Source organism: Spirosoma panaciterrae DSM 21099 (genome assembly GCF_000374025.1).
In the GTDB taxonomy this organism is placed as follows: Bacteria; Bacteroidota; Bacteroidia; order Cytophagales; family Spirosomataceae; genus Spirosoma; species Spirosoma panaciterrae.
Map to the genome: position 1 here is coordinate 17083 of NZ_KB893201.1, position 17731 is coordinate 34813.

The 17731-nt window shown below is 50.3% G+C and carries 12 protein-coding genes; 4 read left to right on the forward strand and 8 right to left on the reverse strand.

Going from position 1 to position 17731, the window contains the following annotated elements:
* Positions 1–17: 17 nt before the first annotated feature.
* The 5 genes from B153_RS0124040 to B153_RS0124060 all read right to left on the reverse strand — a co-directional run bounded on the left by B153_RS0124040 (position 18) and on the right by B153_RS0124060 (position 9285).
* Complete coding sequence (locus tag B153_RS0124040) at positions 18–2654, reverse strand: permease prefix domain 2-containing transporter (RefSeq protein ID WP_020599300.1); 2637 nt, start codon at positions 2652–2654, stop codon at positions 18–20.
* 72 nt (positions 2655–2726) lie between these two features.
* Positions 2727–5324, reverse strand: a complete 2598-nt coding sequence (locus B153_RS0124045; protein WP_020599301.1) for an ABC transporter permease — start codon at positions 5322–5324, stop codon at positions 2727–2729.
* 72 nt (positions 5325–5396) lie between these two features.
* Complete coding sequence (locus tag B153_RS0124050) at positions 5397–8039, reverse strand: ABC transporter permease (RefSeq protein ID WP_020599302.1); 2643 nt, start codon at positions 8037–8039, stop codon at positions 5397–5399.
* A 41-nt stretch (positions 8040–8080) separates the two neighbouring features.
* On the reverse strand, positions 8081–8440 hold the full coding sequence (locus B153_RS0124055; RefSeq protein ID WP_020599303.1) for a PadR family transcriptional regulator: 360 nt from the start codon (positions 8438–8440) through the stop codon (positions 8081–8083).
* Positions 8441–8634: 194 nt separating this feature from the next.
* Positions 8635–9285 carry a DNA-3-methyladenine glycosylase I gene (locus B153_RS0124060; RefSeq protein WP_245564936.1) on the reverse strand — a complete coding sequence of 217 codons (651 nt, stop codon included), beginning with the start codon at positions 9283–9285 and terminating at the stop codon, positions 8635–8637.
* A gap of 89 nt (positions 9286–9374) precedes the next feature.
* On the opposite strand from B153_RS0124060, the gene B153_RS0124065 reads away from it, so the two are divergent.
* Both B153_RS0124065 and B153_RS0124070 read left to right on the forward strand, forming a co-directional pair.
* Positions 9375–10601 carry an ABC transporter permease gene (locus tag B153_RS0124065; RefSeq protein ID WP_020599305.1) on the forward strand — a complete coding sequence of 409 codons (1227 nt, stop codon included), beginning with the start codon at positions 9375–9377 and terminating at the stop codon, positions 10599–10601.
* A gap of 85 nt (positions 10602–10686) precedes the next feature.
* Positions 10687–11541: a sugar phosphate isomerase/epimerase family protein gene (locus B153_RS0124070; RefSeq protein WP_020599306.1), complete on the forward strand. Its 855-nt coding sequence runs from the start codon at positions 10687–10689 to the stop codon at positions 11539–11541.
* Positions 11542–11618: 77 nt separating this feature from the next.
* Here the strand turns inward: B153_RS0124070 and B153_RS0124075 are convergent, their stop codons facing one another.
* From B153_RS0124075 to B153_RS0124085, 3 genes are all read right to left on the reverse strand, one after another.
* The gene (locus tag B153_RS0124075; protein ID WP_020599307.1) at positions 11619–12077 is read right to left on the reverse strand and encodes a YybH family protein; all 459 of its coding nucleotides are present in this window, start codon (positions 12075–12077) and stop codon (positions 11619–11621) included.
* 55 nt (positions 12078–12132) lie between these two features.
* Entirely contained in the window at positions 12133–14802 is a 2670-nt protein-coding gene (locus tag B153_RS0124080; protein WP_020599308.1) for a permease prefix domain 2-containing transporter, read from the reverse strand.
* A 99-nt stretch (positions 14803–14901) separates the two neighbouring features.
* Positions 14902–15240: a PadR family transcriptional regulator gene (locus tag B153_RS0124085; RefSeq protein ID WP_026262412.1), complete on the reverse strand. Its 339-nt coding sequence runs from the start codon at positions 15238–15240 to the stop codon at positions 14902–14904.
* Between the two features lie 260 nt (positions 15241–15500).
* Here B153_RS0124085 and dinB point away from each other — a divergent pair, with 260 nt between their 5' ends.
* Together dinB and B153_RS0124095 are read left to right on the forward strand one after the other, a co-directional pair.
* The gene (dinB, locus tag B153_RS0124090) at positions 15501–16580 is read left to right on the forward strand and encodes a DNA polymerase IV (RefSeq protein ID WP_020599310.1); all 1080 of its coding nucleotides are present in this window, start codon (positions 15501–15503) and stop codon (positions 16578–16580) included.
* Between the two features lie 117 nt (positions 16581–16697).
* A complete protein-coding gene (locus B153_RS0124095) occupies positions 16698–17699 on the forward strand; it encodes a dienelactone hydrolase family protein (protein ID WP_020599311.1) in 1002 nt (333 codons plus the stop codon).
* Positions 17700–17731: the final 32 nt, after the last annotated feature.

Consider the following 17731-nt stretch of genomic DNA (forward strand, 5'->3'; position numbering starts at 1 on the left):
TGCCCTGTCGCTACACGTTATTCCGACCGCAAACTTTTCACCGGATTCATGAGCGCGGCTTTGATGCTCTGGAAGCTAATGGTCAGCAGGGCAATGGCTACGGCTAATCCACCGGCCAGGGCGAAGATCCACCAGGCCATATCAATTTTGTAGGCGAAGTGTTGAAGCCATTGGTTCATGGCCCACCACGCAATGGGCGACGCGATCAGTATCGCCAGCAAAACCAGTTTCAGAAAATCTTTCGAGAGCAACACCACAATACCCGTCACCGAGGCCCCCAAGACTTTGCGAACGCCAATTTCTTTGGTTCGTACTTCGACCGAAAAAGTCATTAATCCCAACAAACCCAAGCAGGCGACCAATAAGGTGAGCGCCGTGAACCCGTTGAAGAGTCTCATCAGCCGTTCTTCTTTGGCGTAGAGTTTGTTATAGGCATCGTCCAGAAAATAGTAGTCGAAGGGGGCCGTTGGGTGGGCCTGATCGTAGAGTTGCTTAAGCTGGTCGAGCGCATCGGGAACATTAGTCTGCGGATTCAGTCGAACCAGCAGATAGCCGCCATTGGCCAGAATTGACCGGCTGGTATCGCTGACAACCGTAAGCATCATCGGTGAAACCGCACCATGCAGGCTGTTGATATGGAAATCGACCACGACGCCATCGGTTGACTGACCTTTAAACGGAGCCGGCTGCTGCGAGGGATTTCCGTTGATCCCTGCCTCCTTCAGAACCGTTTGATTGTAAACGGTTAGCTCCCGCGTTACAGGGCCTTTCTCCCAGCCCTGAGGACGATTTTTCCACTGAATGCCCATCATGGCGAAGAATGGTTTATCGACCTCAATGGCATTCACCATCAGTTGTTTCTTCGTTTTTTCGGTCTTCATAAACATCGTCATAGCATTACTGAACAGTCGGGTGTTGGTTGTGGCTACATTTCCCTCACCCGCCCATTGCCGAACGGCATTGCGCAAACCCGTAAATTGCGGGGTCATTTCGTTGTCGATCTGAAGCGCCACCACCTGCGACCGGTTAAGCCCCAGATTCCTAGTGCGGAGAAATCGCATTTGTGTGTAAAGCACCAGACTACAGATCAACAGCCCAATAGAGGCCGTAAACTGGACCGTTGTGAACACCCGACGAACGCCAACTCCACTCTGCCGCCAGTTAGTCGACCCTTTCAACACAACCGCCGGACGGAAGCCCGACAGCAACAGCGCCGGATAGCCACCGGCCAGCAGCGAGCAAATCAGCCAAAGACCAAGCATTAATGCCCAATACGGTCCCTGCGCCAGCACCCGGTTGTCCATCTGCAAATTCAGCGCCTGATTGGCCCACGGAAACAGCGCCTGAAGTAAGGCCAGCGATAGGGCAAACGCCAGCGTGGTAGTCAGGAACGATTCCAGAAAAAACTGCCCGATTAACTCACTGCGTTGGCCGCCAATAGCCTTCCGAATTCCCACTTCGCGAGACCGTTTGGTTGCGCGGGCGGTGGTCAGGCTGATGTAGTTGATAACGGCCAGCGTCAGAATAACCAGGGCCACCGTTAGCAGAATATACAGCGACTGTCGGGCGTCACTCTGTGCTCCCCGAGCGTCCAGGTGTAGCGTAGGTAAAGCTTCCAGAAAATAATTGGCCGACATATCGATGAATTTGATACCCGCTTTCACGGTCACAAGTTTCTTTTCTATGTCGCTGACTCGGGCATCGGGTCGCAAGACCAGGAAGGTGCTCAAAAAGCCCGCACTTTCGTAAAAGTGGCGTTGACGATCTCCCAGCGTAGGCATCGACGCCAGCGAAACCAGCCCGTTGAACTGAATGACCGAGTTGGTCGGTAAATCGTCCAGCACACCCGATACCGTAAGCGGGAAATGTTTATCGAAGACCAGCGATTTGCCGACAGGGTTCTGGTTGCCAAAATACTTCTCGGCTAGTTGGCGGGTCAGAATAATCCGTCCGGGTTCGCTTAAGGCTGTTTTCGCATCACCGTAGAGAAACTTAAGCCCCATAACGGGTATGATCGATGCGTCGGCGTATCCAATGTTAGTTTCCTTAAACCGATGATTCTGATCCGATTGGAGGATAACATCGCCAAAGCCATTGGAAAACCGAACGAGTTCTTCTACTTCTGGAATCTGACGTTTAGCCTCACTACCAAATGAATGATGCAATTGGGGAAACGACACTTCGTTTTCGCCATATTTCGATGCCGATACAATTCGGTACGTTCGGTTGGCAAACGGCTCAAAGCGGTCGTAGTGGAACTCATGCCAGACATAGAGCGCAATAAACGTACTGACCGCCAAGCCGACGGTTAGCCCTACAATGTTCAGGCTGCTAAACAGCGGGTTCTTCCACAACTGGCGAAAGGCAATGGAAAAATAGTTTCGTAGCATAATCGGGTTTGGGAAAGTAGTTATTGAATGATTGGCAAAACGTCGGTAGTTCTGCGTATTGTTTACCTGTCTAGGCTTGATGGCAAAGGGTTTCATAAAGCCCAGCACATCGCGCCAGTATCGCCAGCGGGCTCGTCGCTCGCCCACGCGGTTGACCTGCCAGCGGTATTCTTCGTGCAAATCACCCTGTACTTCTTCGAGCCGGTCATCGGCCAGAAAGAAGCGAAGCAGTTTATCGGCGAGTTTGGGTGGTGTTTTAGGCATGGGGCAAAGGGGGTGGGGGCATGGGGTAAGAGCCGGGGAAGATACCCTCTGTTCTTACCCCTTTGCCCTATGCTATTCGGAACGGAGCGATTTTACGGGATTGATCAATGCAGCTTTGATGCTTTGAAAACTGACGGTCAGTAAGGTAATCGCTAAAGCTCCCAGACTGGCAACTCCGAAAATCCACCACGACAATTCGGTGCGGTATTCGTATTTCGCAAGCCAGTTGGTCAGCAGATACCAAGTGATGGGCGTCGATAGGAGGCAGGATATAAGTACTAGTGTCACAAAATCTTTGGATAGTAACCCCCACAGATTGATGACCGATGCACCCAGTACTTTCCGAACGCCAATCTCTTTGGTGCGCTGCTCAGCCACGAACGAAGCTAATCCGAACAAACCCAGGCAACTAATCAGGATGGCCAGACCGGCAAAGAAGCTGGCTAGGCGGCCAATGCGTTGTTCGGCGGCAAATTTTTTGGCGTATTCTTCGTCGGCAAATTTGTATTCGAAGGGTGAGGCTGGATTAAACTTTTTGAAAACAGGTTCCAGTTTGGCTAACGCATCGTGCGCACTTAAGGCGGGATTCAGTTTGATATGGATAACATTCAGACTACGTTCATTGGTGTTCATCATGAAAACAGTAGGCGTTACGGGCTCAAACGGCGAGGTCATCACCATATCTTTAACCACGCCGATGAGCTTCCAGTCTTTACCATGCCAGCGGATGGTTTCCCCCACCGGTTTTTTCAGTCCAGTCAGTTTAACGGCGGCTTCATTGAATAGAAACGCCAGCGAATCGCTCGTAAACTGGCGGGAGAACGACCGCCCTTCTTTCACTTTCCACGCCACCACATCGCTAAATTCGGGCGTAATCGCGATGGTACCGAAAGCCGCTGCCCGGTTCGGGTCTTTACCCCGCCATTCCAGATTATTGGCCGATGACCAGATATTCGTGATCGGACTCGACGACTCTGCCATGTCGGCAACGGCACCTGTAGCCAGCAACTCATTCCGAAGCGCATCATATCGCCCCTGAATTTCAGGCGTATTCATCGTGATGTTGATGAGTCCATTCCGGCTGTAGCCAACTGGCCGATTTTGCGCGAACTGAATCTGACGGAAAACGACGATGGTACCGATGATGAGCGTTACCGAAACCGTAAACTGCATCACCACCAGCACCTTACGGGGCATCGAGGCAAACCGAACGACCCGAAAAGCACCTCCTTTCAAGACTTTTATGGGCTGAAACGAGGATAAATAAAAGGCTGGGTAACTGCCTGCTAAAAACCCGGTTAGTAAAATAAAACTGAAGCAGGCGGCCCAGAAAATGGGATTGGTCCAGAGGATGGAAAGCCGTTTATCCGCCACCTCATTAAACGTCGGCAGCACGAGTTGTACCAGTACTAGCGATAGGACGAATGCGGTAGCAACAAATAAAAACGATTCGCTGAAAAACTGACTGATCAACTGACTCCGCATAGACCCAATCGCCTTGCGAATACCCACTTCTTTGGCTCGTTTTTCGGAGCGGGCCGTGCTCAGATTCATGAAGTTGATACAGGCCAGTAGAAGCACAAACAGCCCAATACAGCCGAAAAGCCAGACAAACTGAATCCGCCCACCCGCATGTACACCATTTTTAAATTCGGAGTATAGGTGCCAGTCGGCCATCGGGTACAGGAAAAGTGACGACTGGGATTTATCCTGCGTATGCTGGCGGAAAACGTCTTTGATTTTTTGCGAGACTTGTCCAAAATCACTGCCTGGATTGAGCTGGGTAAAAATGGCGAACGAGCTACTGCGCCAATTGTCCATGTCCTCGCTCGACTCGAAAAGCAGTTTGATGGGAGCGATAAACGCTACACTTGTAAAGATCGTGTTGTGAGGTAGATCGTCAAAGACACCGGCCACCTGTAACGTAAATCGGTTGCCAACCTTAACGAGTTTATGCAACGGATTGCTGTTGCCAAAGAGTGCCTGAGCTGTTGATTTGGCCAGTAAAACTGAACCCGGATCGCGTAGGGCCTGCCGATTTCCATTGAGCATTTTAAGGGTTAGTATCTCAGGGTAGTCGGCTTCGGCAAAGTTGCCGAACCGGGTAAATTTCTTGTCCTGATAAGCGATGATCTGCTCGAATTCGGTAATAGCAGCAACGGCTTTGAAATCGCTGGCATACTTCGTTCGTAACTCCTGGCTCAGAGGCAGGGGCAACGCACCATAGGTTTGAATCCCTTGCTCCAGCGTCTGATTTTCCATCACCTGCGCAATCCGGTCGTAGTTCTGATGGTATGTGTTGAACGACAGTTCGTCGTAAATCCACAGACCGATCAGCATCGCAACGGCCATTCCGGCCGACAGACCGACGATATTGATGGCTGAATAGCCTTTTTCCCGGAGCAGATTTCGCCAGGCAATTTTGAGATAGTTTCGGAGCATCGTCGTATTGGTTGGAGTTGGGTACTTGCTACTATTTCGTTTTACCGCCCACGGTTTCATGAATCCCAGCACATCGCGCCAGTATCGCCAGCGGGCCCGTCGCTCGCCCACGCGGTTGACCTGCCAGCGGTATTCTTCGTGCAAATCGCCCAGCACCTCTTCCCACCGATCATCGGCCAGAAAGAAGCGAAGCAGTTTATCGGCGAGTGGGGGTGGTGTTTTGGGCATGGGGCAAAGGGGGTGGGGCAGAGGGATAAGAGCCGGGGAAGATACCCTCTGTCCTTACCCCTCTGCCCTAAGCTATTCAGATCGAAGCGACTTTACCGGATTCACCAACGCGGCTTTAATCGTTTGGAAACTGACGGTTAATAGCGTAATGATCAGAGCGCCAGCGCCGGACCCTGCAAATACCCACCACGATAGCTCGGTACGATAGTCGTAGTCGCTCAGCCACTCGCTTAGGTAATAGTAGGCAATAGGCGACGCAATCAGACAGGCGATAATCACCAGCACCACGAAATCTTTTGACAACAAACTCCATAGGTTCAGTACAGATGCACCTAGTACTTTCCGAACCCCAATTTCTTTGGTTCGTTGTTCAGCTGTGAACGAGGACAGACCGAATAGACCCAGGCAGGAAATGAAGATCGCCAGAATGGCAAAGCCTCCCGCTAGCTTGCCGATGCGCTCCTCGGATGCAAACTTTTTACCGAATTCCAGGTCGGCAAATTTGTAATTGAACGGAGCCGATGGAACGTCTTTCTTGAAAATAGATTCAATGGTGGCGATAGACTGGCTGGCGCTTCGGGCTGGATTCAGTTTGAGCATAATCCAATTGACGTTTTCGTAATCAAGAAAGTAAATAGCCTGTTTTACAGGTTCGTAAGGCGATTCGGCCAGTACATCCTTGATAACTCCCACAATCGTGAAATACTCAGGCTTGTTGGTATCACTATCATCACCCCATTTGACAACCGTGCCGAGCGGGTGCTCGATACCCATGAATTTAACGGCCGCTTCGTTGATAATAATAGCCGACGAATCAGTTGTAAACTTCCTCGAAAAATCACGGCCTTCTTTAAACTGCCAGCCTACCGTTTTGCCAAAATCGTGTGTGACCCAAATCGTTGAAAAATCCGAATCGAGAGAAGGGGCTTTGCCTGGCCAGCTAAAGCCACCATTATTCGACCAAACGCCCGTTAACGGACTGGACGATTCGGCCATTTCCTGAATAACTCCCGCATTTTTGAGGTCGGTTTTTAATACGTCGTACTTGCCGTAAAATGCGGGCGACAGCATCTGCATCATCACAAGGCCATTACTATCGTAGCCTAGCGGACGATTTTTGGTATGCTGAATTTGCTGGTAAACGATACTGGTTCCAATAATCAAGGTAATGGAAACCGTAAATTGAACCACTACCAACACCTTACGCGGTACAGCCGCCAAACCACCAACCTTGAACGTGCCCTTCAAGACCTTGATCGGCTGGAACGATGAGAGGTAAAAAGCGGGGTAACTACCGGCCAATAATCCAGTAACCACAATAAAGGTTAAGCTCGCCAGCCAGAATGGAACGTTGGTCCAGGGAAACACGATACGCTTATCGGCCACCTCGTTGAACCAGGGCAAAAGAGCGAGGATAAGCAGTATGGCAACTCCAAACGCAAAGACAACGACCAGAAACGACTCGCTGAAAAACTGGTTGATAAGCTGGCTACGTACCGAACCGACAGCTTTGCGAATACCGACTTCTTTCGCCCGTTTTTCGGAGCGGGCCGTGCTGAGGTTCATGAAGTTGATGCAGGCCAGCAGCAACACAAACACACCCACAATAGCAAATAGCTGAACATACTGGATATAGCCTCCCGTCTGGACGCCCTCATCCCAGTTGGAATGCAAACGCCAGTCGCTCATCGGGTGCAGAAATATCTCCGCTTTGTATTTCTTGTCTTCGGCAGGTACGTTGGCCAATTTGGCGTTTCTGATTCTTGTACTTACCGTTTCCATGGTCGTGTTATCGGCAATCTGGACAAATAGCTGAAACGAATTATTCCCCCACTCACGCTTATCAAGAGCCCGCTTTACCCAGGGCTGCGTCGCTACAAATAACTTCCAGGGAGCTATGAATGTAAGCTCGTGAAGCTCCGTATTGAATGGCAAATCTTCGTAAACACCCGTCACCTGAACATCCGCTTTTCCATCGATATTGATGAGCTTTCCCATTGGATTAGCGTCTCCAAAAAGTGACTGTGCCGTTGAAGCCGATAGTAAAATACTATTGGGCTCTTTCAGCCCATTGCGACTACCTTTCATCATTTGCAGCGACAGGATGTCGGGCATTTCGACACCCATATAGTTGCCTGAACGCGTAATTTTTTTATCACCGTATGACAGAATGCGATCACCCTGCCAGGTGGCCATTGCCAGGTGTTTGAAGTTATCGCCATACTTGGCTCGCAATTCATCTTCCAACGGAGCCGGTATGGCGTTCTGTGAACCGACGTGTCCGTTAGACGTCTGATGTTGCATGACCTGGGCAATACGGGCGTAGTGCTTATGATACGTATTGTAGGATAGTTCATCGTAAATCCATAAGCCAATGAGCATCGCAACGGCCATCCCAACGGCTAGCCCACCAACGTTAATGGCTGAATAGCCTTTGTGCCGGGCTAGATTTCGAAATGCGACTTTGAGGTAGTTCCGTATCATAGTGATATTGGATGGTTTACGAGAGTGGTTAGGGGTACGTTGGGTGGTAAACTGGGGCTTTAAAAAACGCAGCACATCTCCCCAATATCGCCAGCGGGCCCGTCGTTCCCCCACTCGCCGGACCTGCCAGTGGAATTCTTCATGCAAATCGCCCAGCACCTCTTCCCGCCGATCATCGGCCAGAAAGAAGCGAAGCAGTTTATCGGCGAGTTGGGGTGGGCTGTGGCGCATGGGGCATAGGGGTTTGGGCATAGGGTTAAACGCTGGGAGGGCTACCCCATGCCCCAATCCCTTTGCCCTATGCTATTTAGTGGATTCAACAAGCGACTCCAGAAACTAACCCGAACTTCCTGAATATCCTGCAAGGTCCGACGGCCGTAGGCGGTTACGGTAAAGAGCCGTTTTCGTCGGCCACCGCGTTCGGCGGTAGGTTCGCCCATCTCTGACTTTACCATGCCTTTGTCTTCGAGTCGGTCGAGGGCTGCGTGAATCTGATTGAGCCGTACCGAACGACCCGTTTGCTCGATGATCTCGTGTGTAATGGCAACACCGTAGGCCTGCTTTTGCAGTTCCAGGACAGCTACCGTTAGTAGGACGATCTCTTCAAACTCACCTAAGTAGCTTCGTTTCATCGGTTTCTGTTAGTTCTATTTTTGCTGAGCAAATCAACGGCCAAAATCAGAAAAAGGCCGCCAGGATTGCCAGAATGGTGTTTTGGGGTAAACTAACAAACAGCCAATGTCCACTTTCGGACATTGGCTGTACGGTTTGGGACAAGGATTGTCCGCTGAAATGTTGGGAAATGGGGCTGATTTGCCGCTATCAATTAGCCTAACCACTTTGGACGGGCATCCAGTACGGTTTGATACATGGCGCAATCGGTGGAGTGCGCACCGGGCAAATACCCAATGCTCATCAGAAATTCATTGACGATTTCTCCGCCTGTAAACCGGAAGGTTTTCTTAAACAGCTTTACCCATTCGGCTTTGGTTTTGGGATGATGCAACGTCAGCCAGTTTTCGAACGAACCGTGTTCGGCCTGTAACTGTAGAATCGTTTTTGCGTTTTCGATGGCTGCATTGATCTTCAGTCGATTGCGGATGATGCCCGGATCGGCCAGTAAGCGTTCCCGATCAGCGTCGGTATAATTGGCTACGGTTTTCAGATCGAAATTGTCGTAGGCTTTACGGAACGTTGCTTCTTTTTTCAGAATGGTTTCCCAGCTCAGTCCAGCCTGGTTGATTTCCAGTACGAGCCGACAGAATAGTTCATTGTCGTCGTGGATAGGGAAGCCATACAGGTGGTCGTGATAAGCTTTGTGGAGGGCTTTGCGTTCCTCGGTCATCGTGTCGATGGCGTGGCAATAAGACATACGGGCTGTAATCAGATAGATCGTTGATCGTTGGTTGCGGGACCGAAAGATAATGAATGGTTGGGTTATGCGAAGCCATTCTGGACGGCTACCGATTGAATTCACCCGTTTATCATAGAGTAGTTGCTTTTGCGGTTATTGTCACCTAGTTTGTTCCGATAATTGATCCAGCCATTATAGTTGAACCTGTTGCTATGCTGAAAAATATCCTGTTTGCCTTTGCGACCGCTCTGGAAAACATCCGTACCCGCTTTTTTCACACAGTTCTGTCTATTCTCGGTATTGTGATTGGCGTTGCCGCTTTAGTGGCGATTCTGTCGCTGATCGATGGGATGGAACAATATGCGCAGGAACAGATTACCAAAACGACCGACCTGAAAGCTATTCTTGTGCATACGAATTCCTACAAGACGGTCAATGAAGTTCGAGTGTTGAAATCGGATTACGCCTACTTTACAAATCCATCGTTTCAGAAACTACGATCATCCCTAACCAAACCCGTAAAGGGGTATCTGTACTGGCGGCAGAATGGGGAGGTGACGACGAAGATCGATCACCGCACACTAGGTACGCTCATTACGGGAACTAGCTTCCCAATCCATCCCGATTTAACGCTGATTCAGGGAAGGGCATTTACAGAAGCTGAAATACAGACTCGTCAGCCCGTTGCGTTTATCAACCAGCGACTGGCGAAACAACTGGTTGGAAGCCAGCCTGAAAAACTGGCTATTGGCCGACAGGTGATCTACAAAGACAAGCCGTTGACGATCATTGGTATTGCCGCCGACAAAGATGCGAAAGCCGGTCAGTTGCTGATTCCCATTACGTTAGTGTCAGACAGCGCCCTAAAGGCCACTCCTCCTATGGCTGTACTGGAAGCCCGGCAGGTCGAAGATGTACCTGTGCTAAAGACCCAAATAGAAAACTGGTTGAAAGCTAATGTGAAAAATGGGCTGGACGATTTTGTAGTAGTTACCAACGAGTTTCGGGTTGGTCAGGCGGCTAAAGGCTTTCTGCTGTTTCGGCTGGTGATGGGGGCCATTGTCGGTATTTCGGTTATAGTAGGGGGCATTGGGGTGATGAACGTACTCCTGATTTCGGTAACCGAACGAACCGTTGAAATTGGCGTCCGAAAGGCGCTTGGCGCTAAAAAACGGGATATTCTATGGCAGTTTCTCTCTGAGTCGATCACCATTTCAACCTTTGGTAGCCTGATGGGGCTGGGGTTGGGAATACTCAGTTCAATGGCGTTTATCCCGATCATAAAAGCGCTTGTCGATGTGCCGTTTCAGGTCGCCTATACCTGGAATACGTTTATGGTGATTATGGTCATTGCCATGCTGATCGGCATTATTTTCGGTACGTACCCAGCCATGCGGGCGGCCCGGCTCAATCCGGTGGATGCTATTCGACGCGAATAGACGGGGTATTCTTCGGTAGTGTAGGGCAGGAATTGGGTAAACGGCATTTGTTTGGCGCTTTTAGCCAAAACTAATCCCGGCATATATGAATTACCTGAAAAAACTCCTGCTCTGTGGACTACTTCTTTCTGTAACCAGCGCCCCGTTGCTGGCTCAAAAAAATCCTGAAGATAAAGCGGGCTGGAAACTCGGTTCGCAGGCGTATTCCTTCCGACTTTTTTCGTTTGCTGAGGCACTGCGTAAAATCGATAGTTGTGGGCTAAAGTATGTAGAAGCCTTTCCGGGGCAGACCATTGGTGGTGGTGTTGATGGTAAGATGGACTTTACGATGGACGCCAGTACCCGGCAGAAAGTCAAGAAGCTGATCAAAGATCGTGGACTTACCGTAGTAGCGTATGGGGTTGTCAATCCCAAAACAGACGAAGAATGGAAAACCCTGTTTGCGTTCGCCAAAGATATGGGTGTTCTGAATATCAATTCGGAGCCGACGCCCCAGCAAATGCCCCTGGTTCGTAAACTGGCTGAAGAATATAAAATCAACGTAGCCCTGCACAACCACCCCAAACCCTCGCGCTACTGGCATCCCGATACCGTTCTGGCGGCCATTGGCGGTAGCAAATACGTGGGCTCCTGCTCCGATATTGGCCACTGGGTTCGTTCGGGGCTCGATCCGGTCGAGTGCCTGAAAAAGCTAAACGGCCATGTGCTGGGTATGCACTTCAAAGATGTGAAAAAAGATACCCCTGATGGCAAATATCACGATGTGGTCTGGGGCACGGGCGATTGCAAAATCGAACAGGTTATAGCCGAAATGAAGCGGCAGCACTTCAAAGGCCCCATCTCGGTCGAATACGAATACCACTGGGAAAACAACGGCCCCGAAATTGCTGAAAGTGTGAAGAACTTCCGCCAGCTATATAATCGGGTGAAGGTGCAATAAGAGCATGGGTGTGGGGCTTAGGGCAGGGGCAGAGATTGTCTTACACTGACAACCCTGCCCCAAGCCCCCTGCACACTTTATTGCGCCGAATTATCCATATCAGCCGCGATCAGCCAGCGACCCTCTTTCCCCCGGCGGAGTGCCAGAATAAACTTTCCGATGTCGGGCCCACTGGCCGTGCTTCGATACGCACCAATAATGTAGCCTACGGTACCATCCTGAGCAAAGGATAGTGCCCTGAGAAACAAAGGGGCTCCTCCTTGATTTTGGTAAGCTTTTTTCAGATTTTCCTGTCCCCGAATGGCGGGTCGTCGGGGCTGCATGACGAAGCCATCCGGCATAAATAAAGCCACTAGTTTTTCGGTATTGCCAGAACTCCATTCACGTTCGTAATCACGCAGTATCCGGTCAATGTCAGGTGGCAGCGCTACCGACGGCATTGAATCGGTTGGCGGAAACGGAGCGATTGGCTGCTGAGCAAACAGAAGGCTGTTGAACCAAAGCAGGAAGCAAAATGATATACACCAGGTTTTCATGGCGAATTTGGGAAAGGGTTATTGTAGAGACGCCAGGGGTGGCGTCGCTACAACATTATTCTGATCGTAACGATTTCACCGGATTGACCAGGGCGGCTTTGATACTTTGAAAACTGATTGTGAATAAAGCGATTCCGACGGCCAGTATACCAGCAAGAGCAAATACCCACCATTCGATCTCGACTTTATAGGCAAAATCTTTTAGCCATTGGGTCATGACCCACCAGGCAATGGGCGACGCGATGATCAGCGCAATGACTACCAGTTTCAGGAAGTCTTTCGAGAGCAGCGTAACAATGCTGGCGACCGATGCCCCCAAAACTTTCCGAACCCCGATTTCTTTGGTACGCTGTTCGGCTGTGAACATCGCCAGCCCAAACAGGCCCATACACGAAATCAGAATCGCAATTCCTGTGGCTGTATTGACGAGTTGGCTGGTTTTCTGTTCTTTTTCGTATAGCCGAGCAATGGAATCGTCCAGAAAAGTATACTCAAATCGATTGTCGGGAAAAACCGCCTTCCAGTCTTGCTCGATGCTGGCAAGTGTGGCTTTTAGCTCGCTCATCGCCTTGCCTTTGGTCGATAGCTTAACACTGAGATTTCGGGCATGTGGCATATAGCCTAAAAAAACGGGCCCAATTTTTTCGTGGAACGATTGCTCGTGAAAATCAGCGACTACACCGACAATGGGATACTTTTTGCCCTGAAAATCAATGAACTGATTTAAGGCGTCATCGTATCGCTTGAAACCCAGTGCTTTGGCATAACTGGCATTGATGACTATTTCTTTTAGCGAATCACTTTTGATGTAATTGCGTCCGGCTACCAAACGAAGTTGATAGAGCGGGATGAAGTTTTCATCGCCAATCTTAGCCGACACATCCATTTCGATGGGCTGTTTTTTACCCTCATACTTCAGCTTGGTAACCATATAGGCTTCGCCCATTGGCGGAAACCATTCGATCGCAACGCGCTCAACGCCCGAAAGTTGCCGGATTTTTTGCGCCAGCACTTTCCCTTTTTCGGCGGAAGGCGGGCGAATAGACACAATGGCGTCGGACCTGAACCCGAGTTCTTTAGTACGCATGAAACGAAGCTGACGCTCCACAATCAGGGTTCCAATGATGAATATCAGTGATATAGTGAACTGGAAGATAATCAGTGTTTTGCGGAGCGTAGCTTTCCGGCCGGCCACCATGCCCGTCTGCCCTTTCAGGGTTAGCGCAGGTACATACGACGACAGGATAAACGATGGATAAAGGCCAGCCAGTAGGGACGTGGCTAGGATAATTGCCAACAGGAAGAGACCCGTTTGTGCGCTGAAGACGTTGAACGTCAGTCCTTTTGGGGTGATCGATTGAAACGCAGAAAGAATCGGATTGACTAGAAGCAGAGAAACCAGAACTGCAATCAGCGTCAGGAAAGCCGTTTCGCCCAGGAACTGAACAATCAAACTCGCCCGACTACTTCCCATCACTTTCCGGATGCCCGTTTCTTTCGCGCGTTGGCTGGATTGGGCTGTCGATAAGTTGATGAAGTTGATGGCGGCAATCAGCAGAATAAATCCGGCTACGCCCATCAACCCATAGAGCGTAGGCAGATGGGCTTTACGCGAGTAATTATCCTGATAGTCGGGATTGAAGTGCAGGTCCGACAGGGGTTGCAAATCCGGCGTAAACTTAAACTCCTTTGGGTAATGAACTTTGCTAAACCGCAGGAACTGGGTCGTAAACTGAGTGGTGGTTGCCCCCTTCGGTAACTTCACAAAAGCCTGCGAGGCCGACCAGATATCGTCCCACTGATCGAGATGGATTTCCTTCTTTAACTGACTGGCCTGTATGGTTGCGGATGAAATAAAATCCGTAAAGGTGAAGTCGGAAGGCAGCGCCCAGTCCTTTACGATACCAGTTACGTGTACATGAACAGAATCCATGTAAATAACTTCTTTCCCTAGGATCTGATCTAAGGGGACATCGCCAAAATATTTATGGGCCTTTCGTTCGGACAAGACCAGTTGAAAGGGCTCGTTGAGGGCTGTTTTTGGATTTCCAGCGAGCCATTTGTACGAAAAGATGTCAAAATACGTCGGGTCAGTTACTACAATCTCCGCATTTTCGACCCCATGCCGACGCCCTTCAAACTTGATTGGTTTTTCTGTGCCGTTTGGGATCAAGACCTGCGATTCAATATTGTGGAAGGCGGCTACTGTGCCAATACCCGGCACTTCTTTCTGGAGGGCAGCTGGTACAGCATGCGGAATGAAGCCGACTGGATGCAACTCCGATTTTTTATCGTATTGGGATTGGCCTACCAGTCGGTAGATCTGTTGCGCATCGGGATGGAAGGTATCGTAGCTTAATTCATAATATGTGATGAGGTAGATCACCAGGCAGGCGGTTACGCCCAGCGTAAGCCCAAAGAGGTTGATGAGCGTGCTGGCTTTGTGTTTTACCAGATTTCGCAGGCTGGTTTTCAGATAGTTTCGTAGCATAATAGGGCTGATCAAAAATGGAGTAGGGTAGTCCGTTGATTTTCGTTTGAGGGCAAAAGGGCGAAGAAACCCCAGTACATTGAACCAGTAACGGCGATTGGCCTGACCACTGCCCAGCAGGCTGAGGTCGCGCTCAAAGCGTTCATGCAGATCGCCCTGTACTTCCTCCAGCAAGTGGGGAGCGCAGAAGCTTTCGAGGAGTCGGTCAGCCCAGGCAGGTGGTTGTGGTTTCATAGTGAAAGAATGGGGTAAGCAGCCGAGGTCCGAGGTAGTTCAGATGGCAGGGAATAGTAGTTTTCAATCCATACCACGTACCTCGCTCCCTGCGCCCGCTTATATACTGATGGCTGGTAAAGCATTGGGCGAAATAGCGTTCCATAACTGGTCTCGTATTGCTCGTATGTCGTGGAGTGTACGGCTACCTAAAGCCGTAACCGTAAACAACCGTTTGCGACGCCCACCCCGCTCAGCCGTTGAATCGCCCATGTGCGAGGTGAGCATCCCTTTTTCTTCCAGTCGGTGCAGGGCTGCGTGAACGGCGCTGATGCTCACAGACCGACCCGTTTGCCGGTCTAGTTCGTCGGTGATAGCTACTCCATAGGCACTTTCATGCAGCACCGCAACGGTTAGTAAAACCACTTCTTCAAACTCACCCAGATATGTCCGTTTCATAACCTGATCAATAAATTCAACTTTTGTAGAACAAATGCTTTGCCAATGTGGAAAAATAGGTTTCCCAGGCTGGAAAGGCATTTTTAGCTGTCATTCATATGTCCGAAATCGTACAGTTCTGTCCGCTGTTGAACAGGGTAGGCTGGTCAGGCGAGTAGCATTACCGATTTTAAATGCGCATGTTGCAGGCCTGTTAACTTCCTGATAAATGACTTGCAGAAACAGGCATTTTATGCTATCTTCCTTTACAGGAAAGAGCAATGGAAGAGTCGGCAATCCGAAAAATTATTCACATTGACATGGATGCGTTTTATGCATCGGTCGAACAGCGCGATAACCCCGAACTACGTGGTAAGCCGGTTGCGGTTGGTGGTTCCCGGCAGCGGGGCGTTGTGGCCGCTGCCAGTTACGAAGCGCGTCAGTTTGGCGTTCGGTCGGCCATGGCTTCGTCCATCGCGATCCGCAAATGCCCTGATCTGATTTTTGTAAAGCCTCGTTTTGACGTTTACAAAGCCGTTTCGAGTCAGATTCGGGCCATTTTTGCGCAGTTTACGCCACTCATTGAACCGCTTTCGCTCGACGAAGCCTATCTGGATGTTACCAATGATCTGGAATCCGGCAGAACAGCCACGCAAGTGGCTCAGGCCATCAAAGAGCAGATTCGGGCAGAGACCAGTCTGACGGCATCGGCTGGGGTTTCGTACAATAAATTTCTGGCAAAGCTGGCGTCAGATTACCGAAAACCGGATGGCCTTTTTGTGATCAAACCCCATCAGGGACTGGCATTTGTTGAGAAACTGACGGTGGGTCAGTTTCATGGCATCGGTCGGGTTACAGCGGCCAAAATGAACCAGTTAGGCATCTATACCGGGCTGGACCTTCGCCAGCAGACGGAACCGTTTCTGACGCAGCACTTTGGTAAAGTCGGTCATCATTATTTCAACATTGCGCGCGCCATTGATCTCCGGCCCGTCACACCCGACCGCGAGCGAAAATCAGTCGGTTCGGAAACGACGTTCGACAGAGACCTGACCGAGCACGCTGATCTGGTGGCTGAACTGGAGCCATTGATCAGCAGTGTATGGGCCTATTGTGAGCGAACCGGCCTGCTGGGACGAACCGTAACGTTGAAAGTGAAATACGCCGATTTTCAGCAGATTACCCGAAGCCGGACAGCGTCTGGAGTTATTGCGAGCTTGCTTGCACTGACTCAACTAAGCCAGGATTTACTGACATCGGTCTTCCCATTGCCCAAAGGGGTTCGCCTGTTAGGGATTTCGTTGTCCAGCTTTAAGGCCGAAACCTCAACTAAGCAGGGGCAATTGGTACTGGATTTGTAAACGTTTCCCAAAGCAATTGTGCAGGTAAACAAGTAATTTTTGGAGTGGCTTGTTTTTAAAGGTGGAGAGATGATGTCAACCTATATGTTCAGGAAACGTTATATACTGCCTGTTCTAATGAGCCTTTGTAGCCTGGATTTTCCGGTCTATCAGTCAATCGATACGCAATACGCCCCATCAATAGCCAGCCGTGTACCGTCCATGATCCCTGCATCCGACAAAAAAGCGAAACGGGCCGAGCTGTATCGGTTGCTGGGTAAACTGCCCGATCGGCATCGGCCCATCAAGGTGAAATTGGTCGATACCCAACAAACCGATGAGCTAATCATTGAAAAACTGCTGCTCGACCTGAACGGCATCGAACAGGTGCCGGCTTATTTTACCCGTCCGAAGGTGGCAACGGGAAAGCTTCCGGTTGTGCTGTTTAACCATTCGCACTTTGGCCAGTACGACGTAGGGAAGGAAGAGTTTGTACGTGGGCGCCCCGAAATGCAGCAGCCTGCTTATGCACTGGCCCTGGCACGGGAAGGGTACGCGGGTTTATGCATCGATAGCTGGTGCTTTGGCGAACGACGGGCGCGGGGGGAGCAGGATACATTCAAGGAAATGCTCTGGCATGGGCAGGTGCTGTGGGGGATGATGGTGTACGACAACCTTCGGGCGCTGGATTACCTGCAAACCCGGCCTGAGATTGATCCGAAACGAATAGCAACGATAGGCATGTCGATGGGGAGTACGATGGCCTGGTGGCTGGCCGCTCTCGATGAGCGTATAAAAGTCTGCGTAGACCTCTGTTGCCTGACGGATTACCAGTCGTTGATGGCGGCCAAAGGGCTGGGATTGCACGGAATTTATTATTACGTGCCTGACTTACTGAATCATTTTACCACTTCATCGATCAACGGGCTGATTTCGCCCCGGCCGCATTTGGGACTGGCTGGCCGATTCGATAAACTTACCCCTGTCGATGGACTGGAAAAAATTGATAAAAACCTCAAGATGATCTACCAGCGGGATGGAGCGCCGACAGCCTGGCAGCTACGGATTTACGACGTGGGGCATCAGGAAACGGCCGATATGCGGGCCGATATTCTAGCCTTTTATAAAAAATGGTTGTGAGGTCGCTGTTTCATGAGGTCAGATGTGAGCAT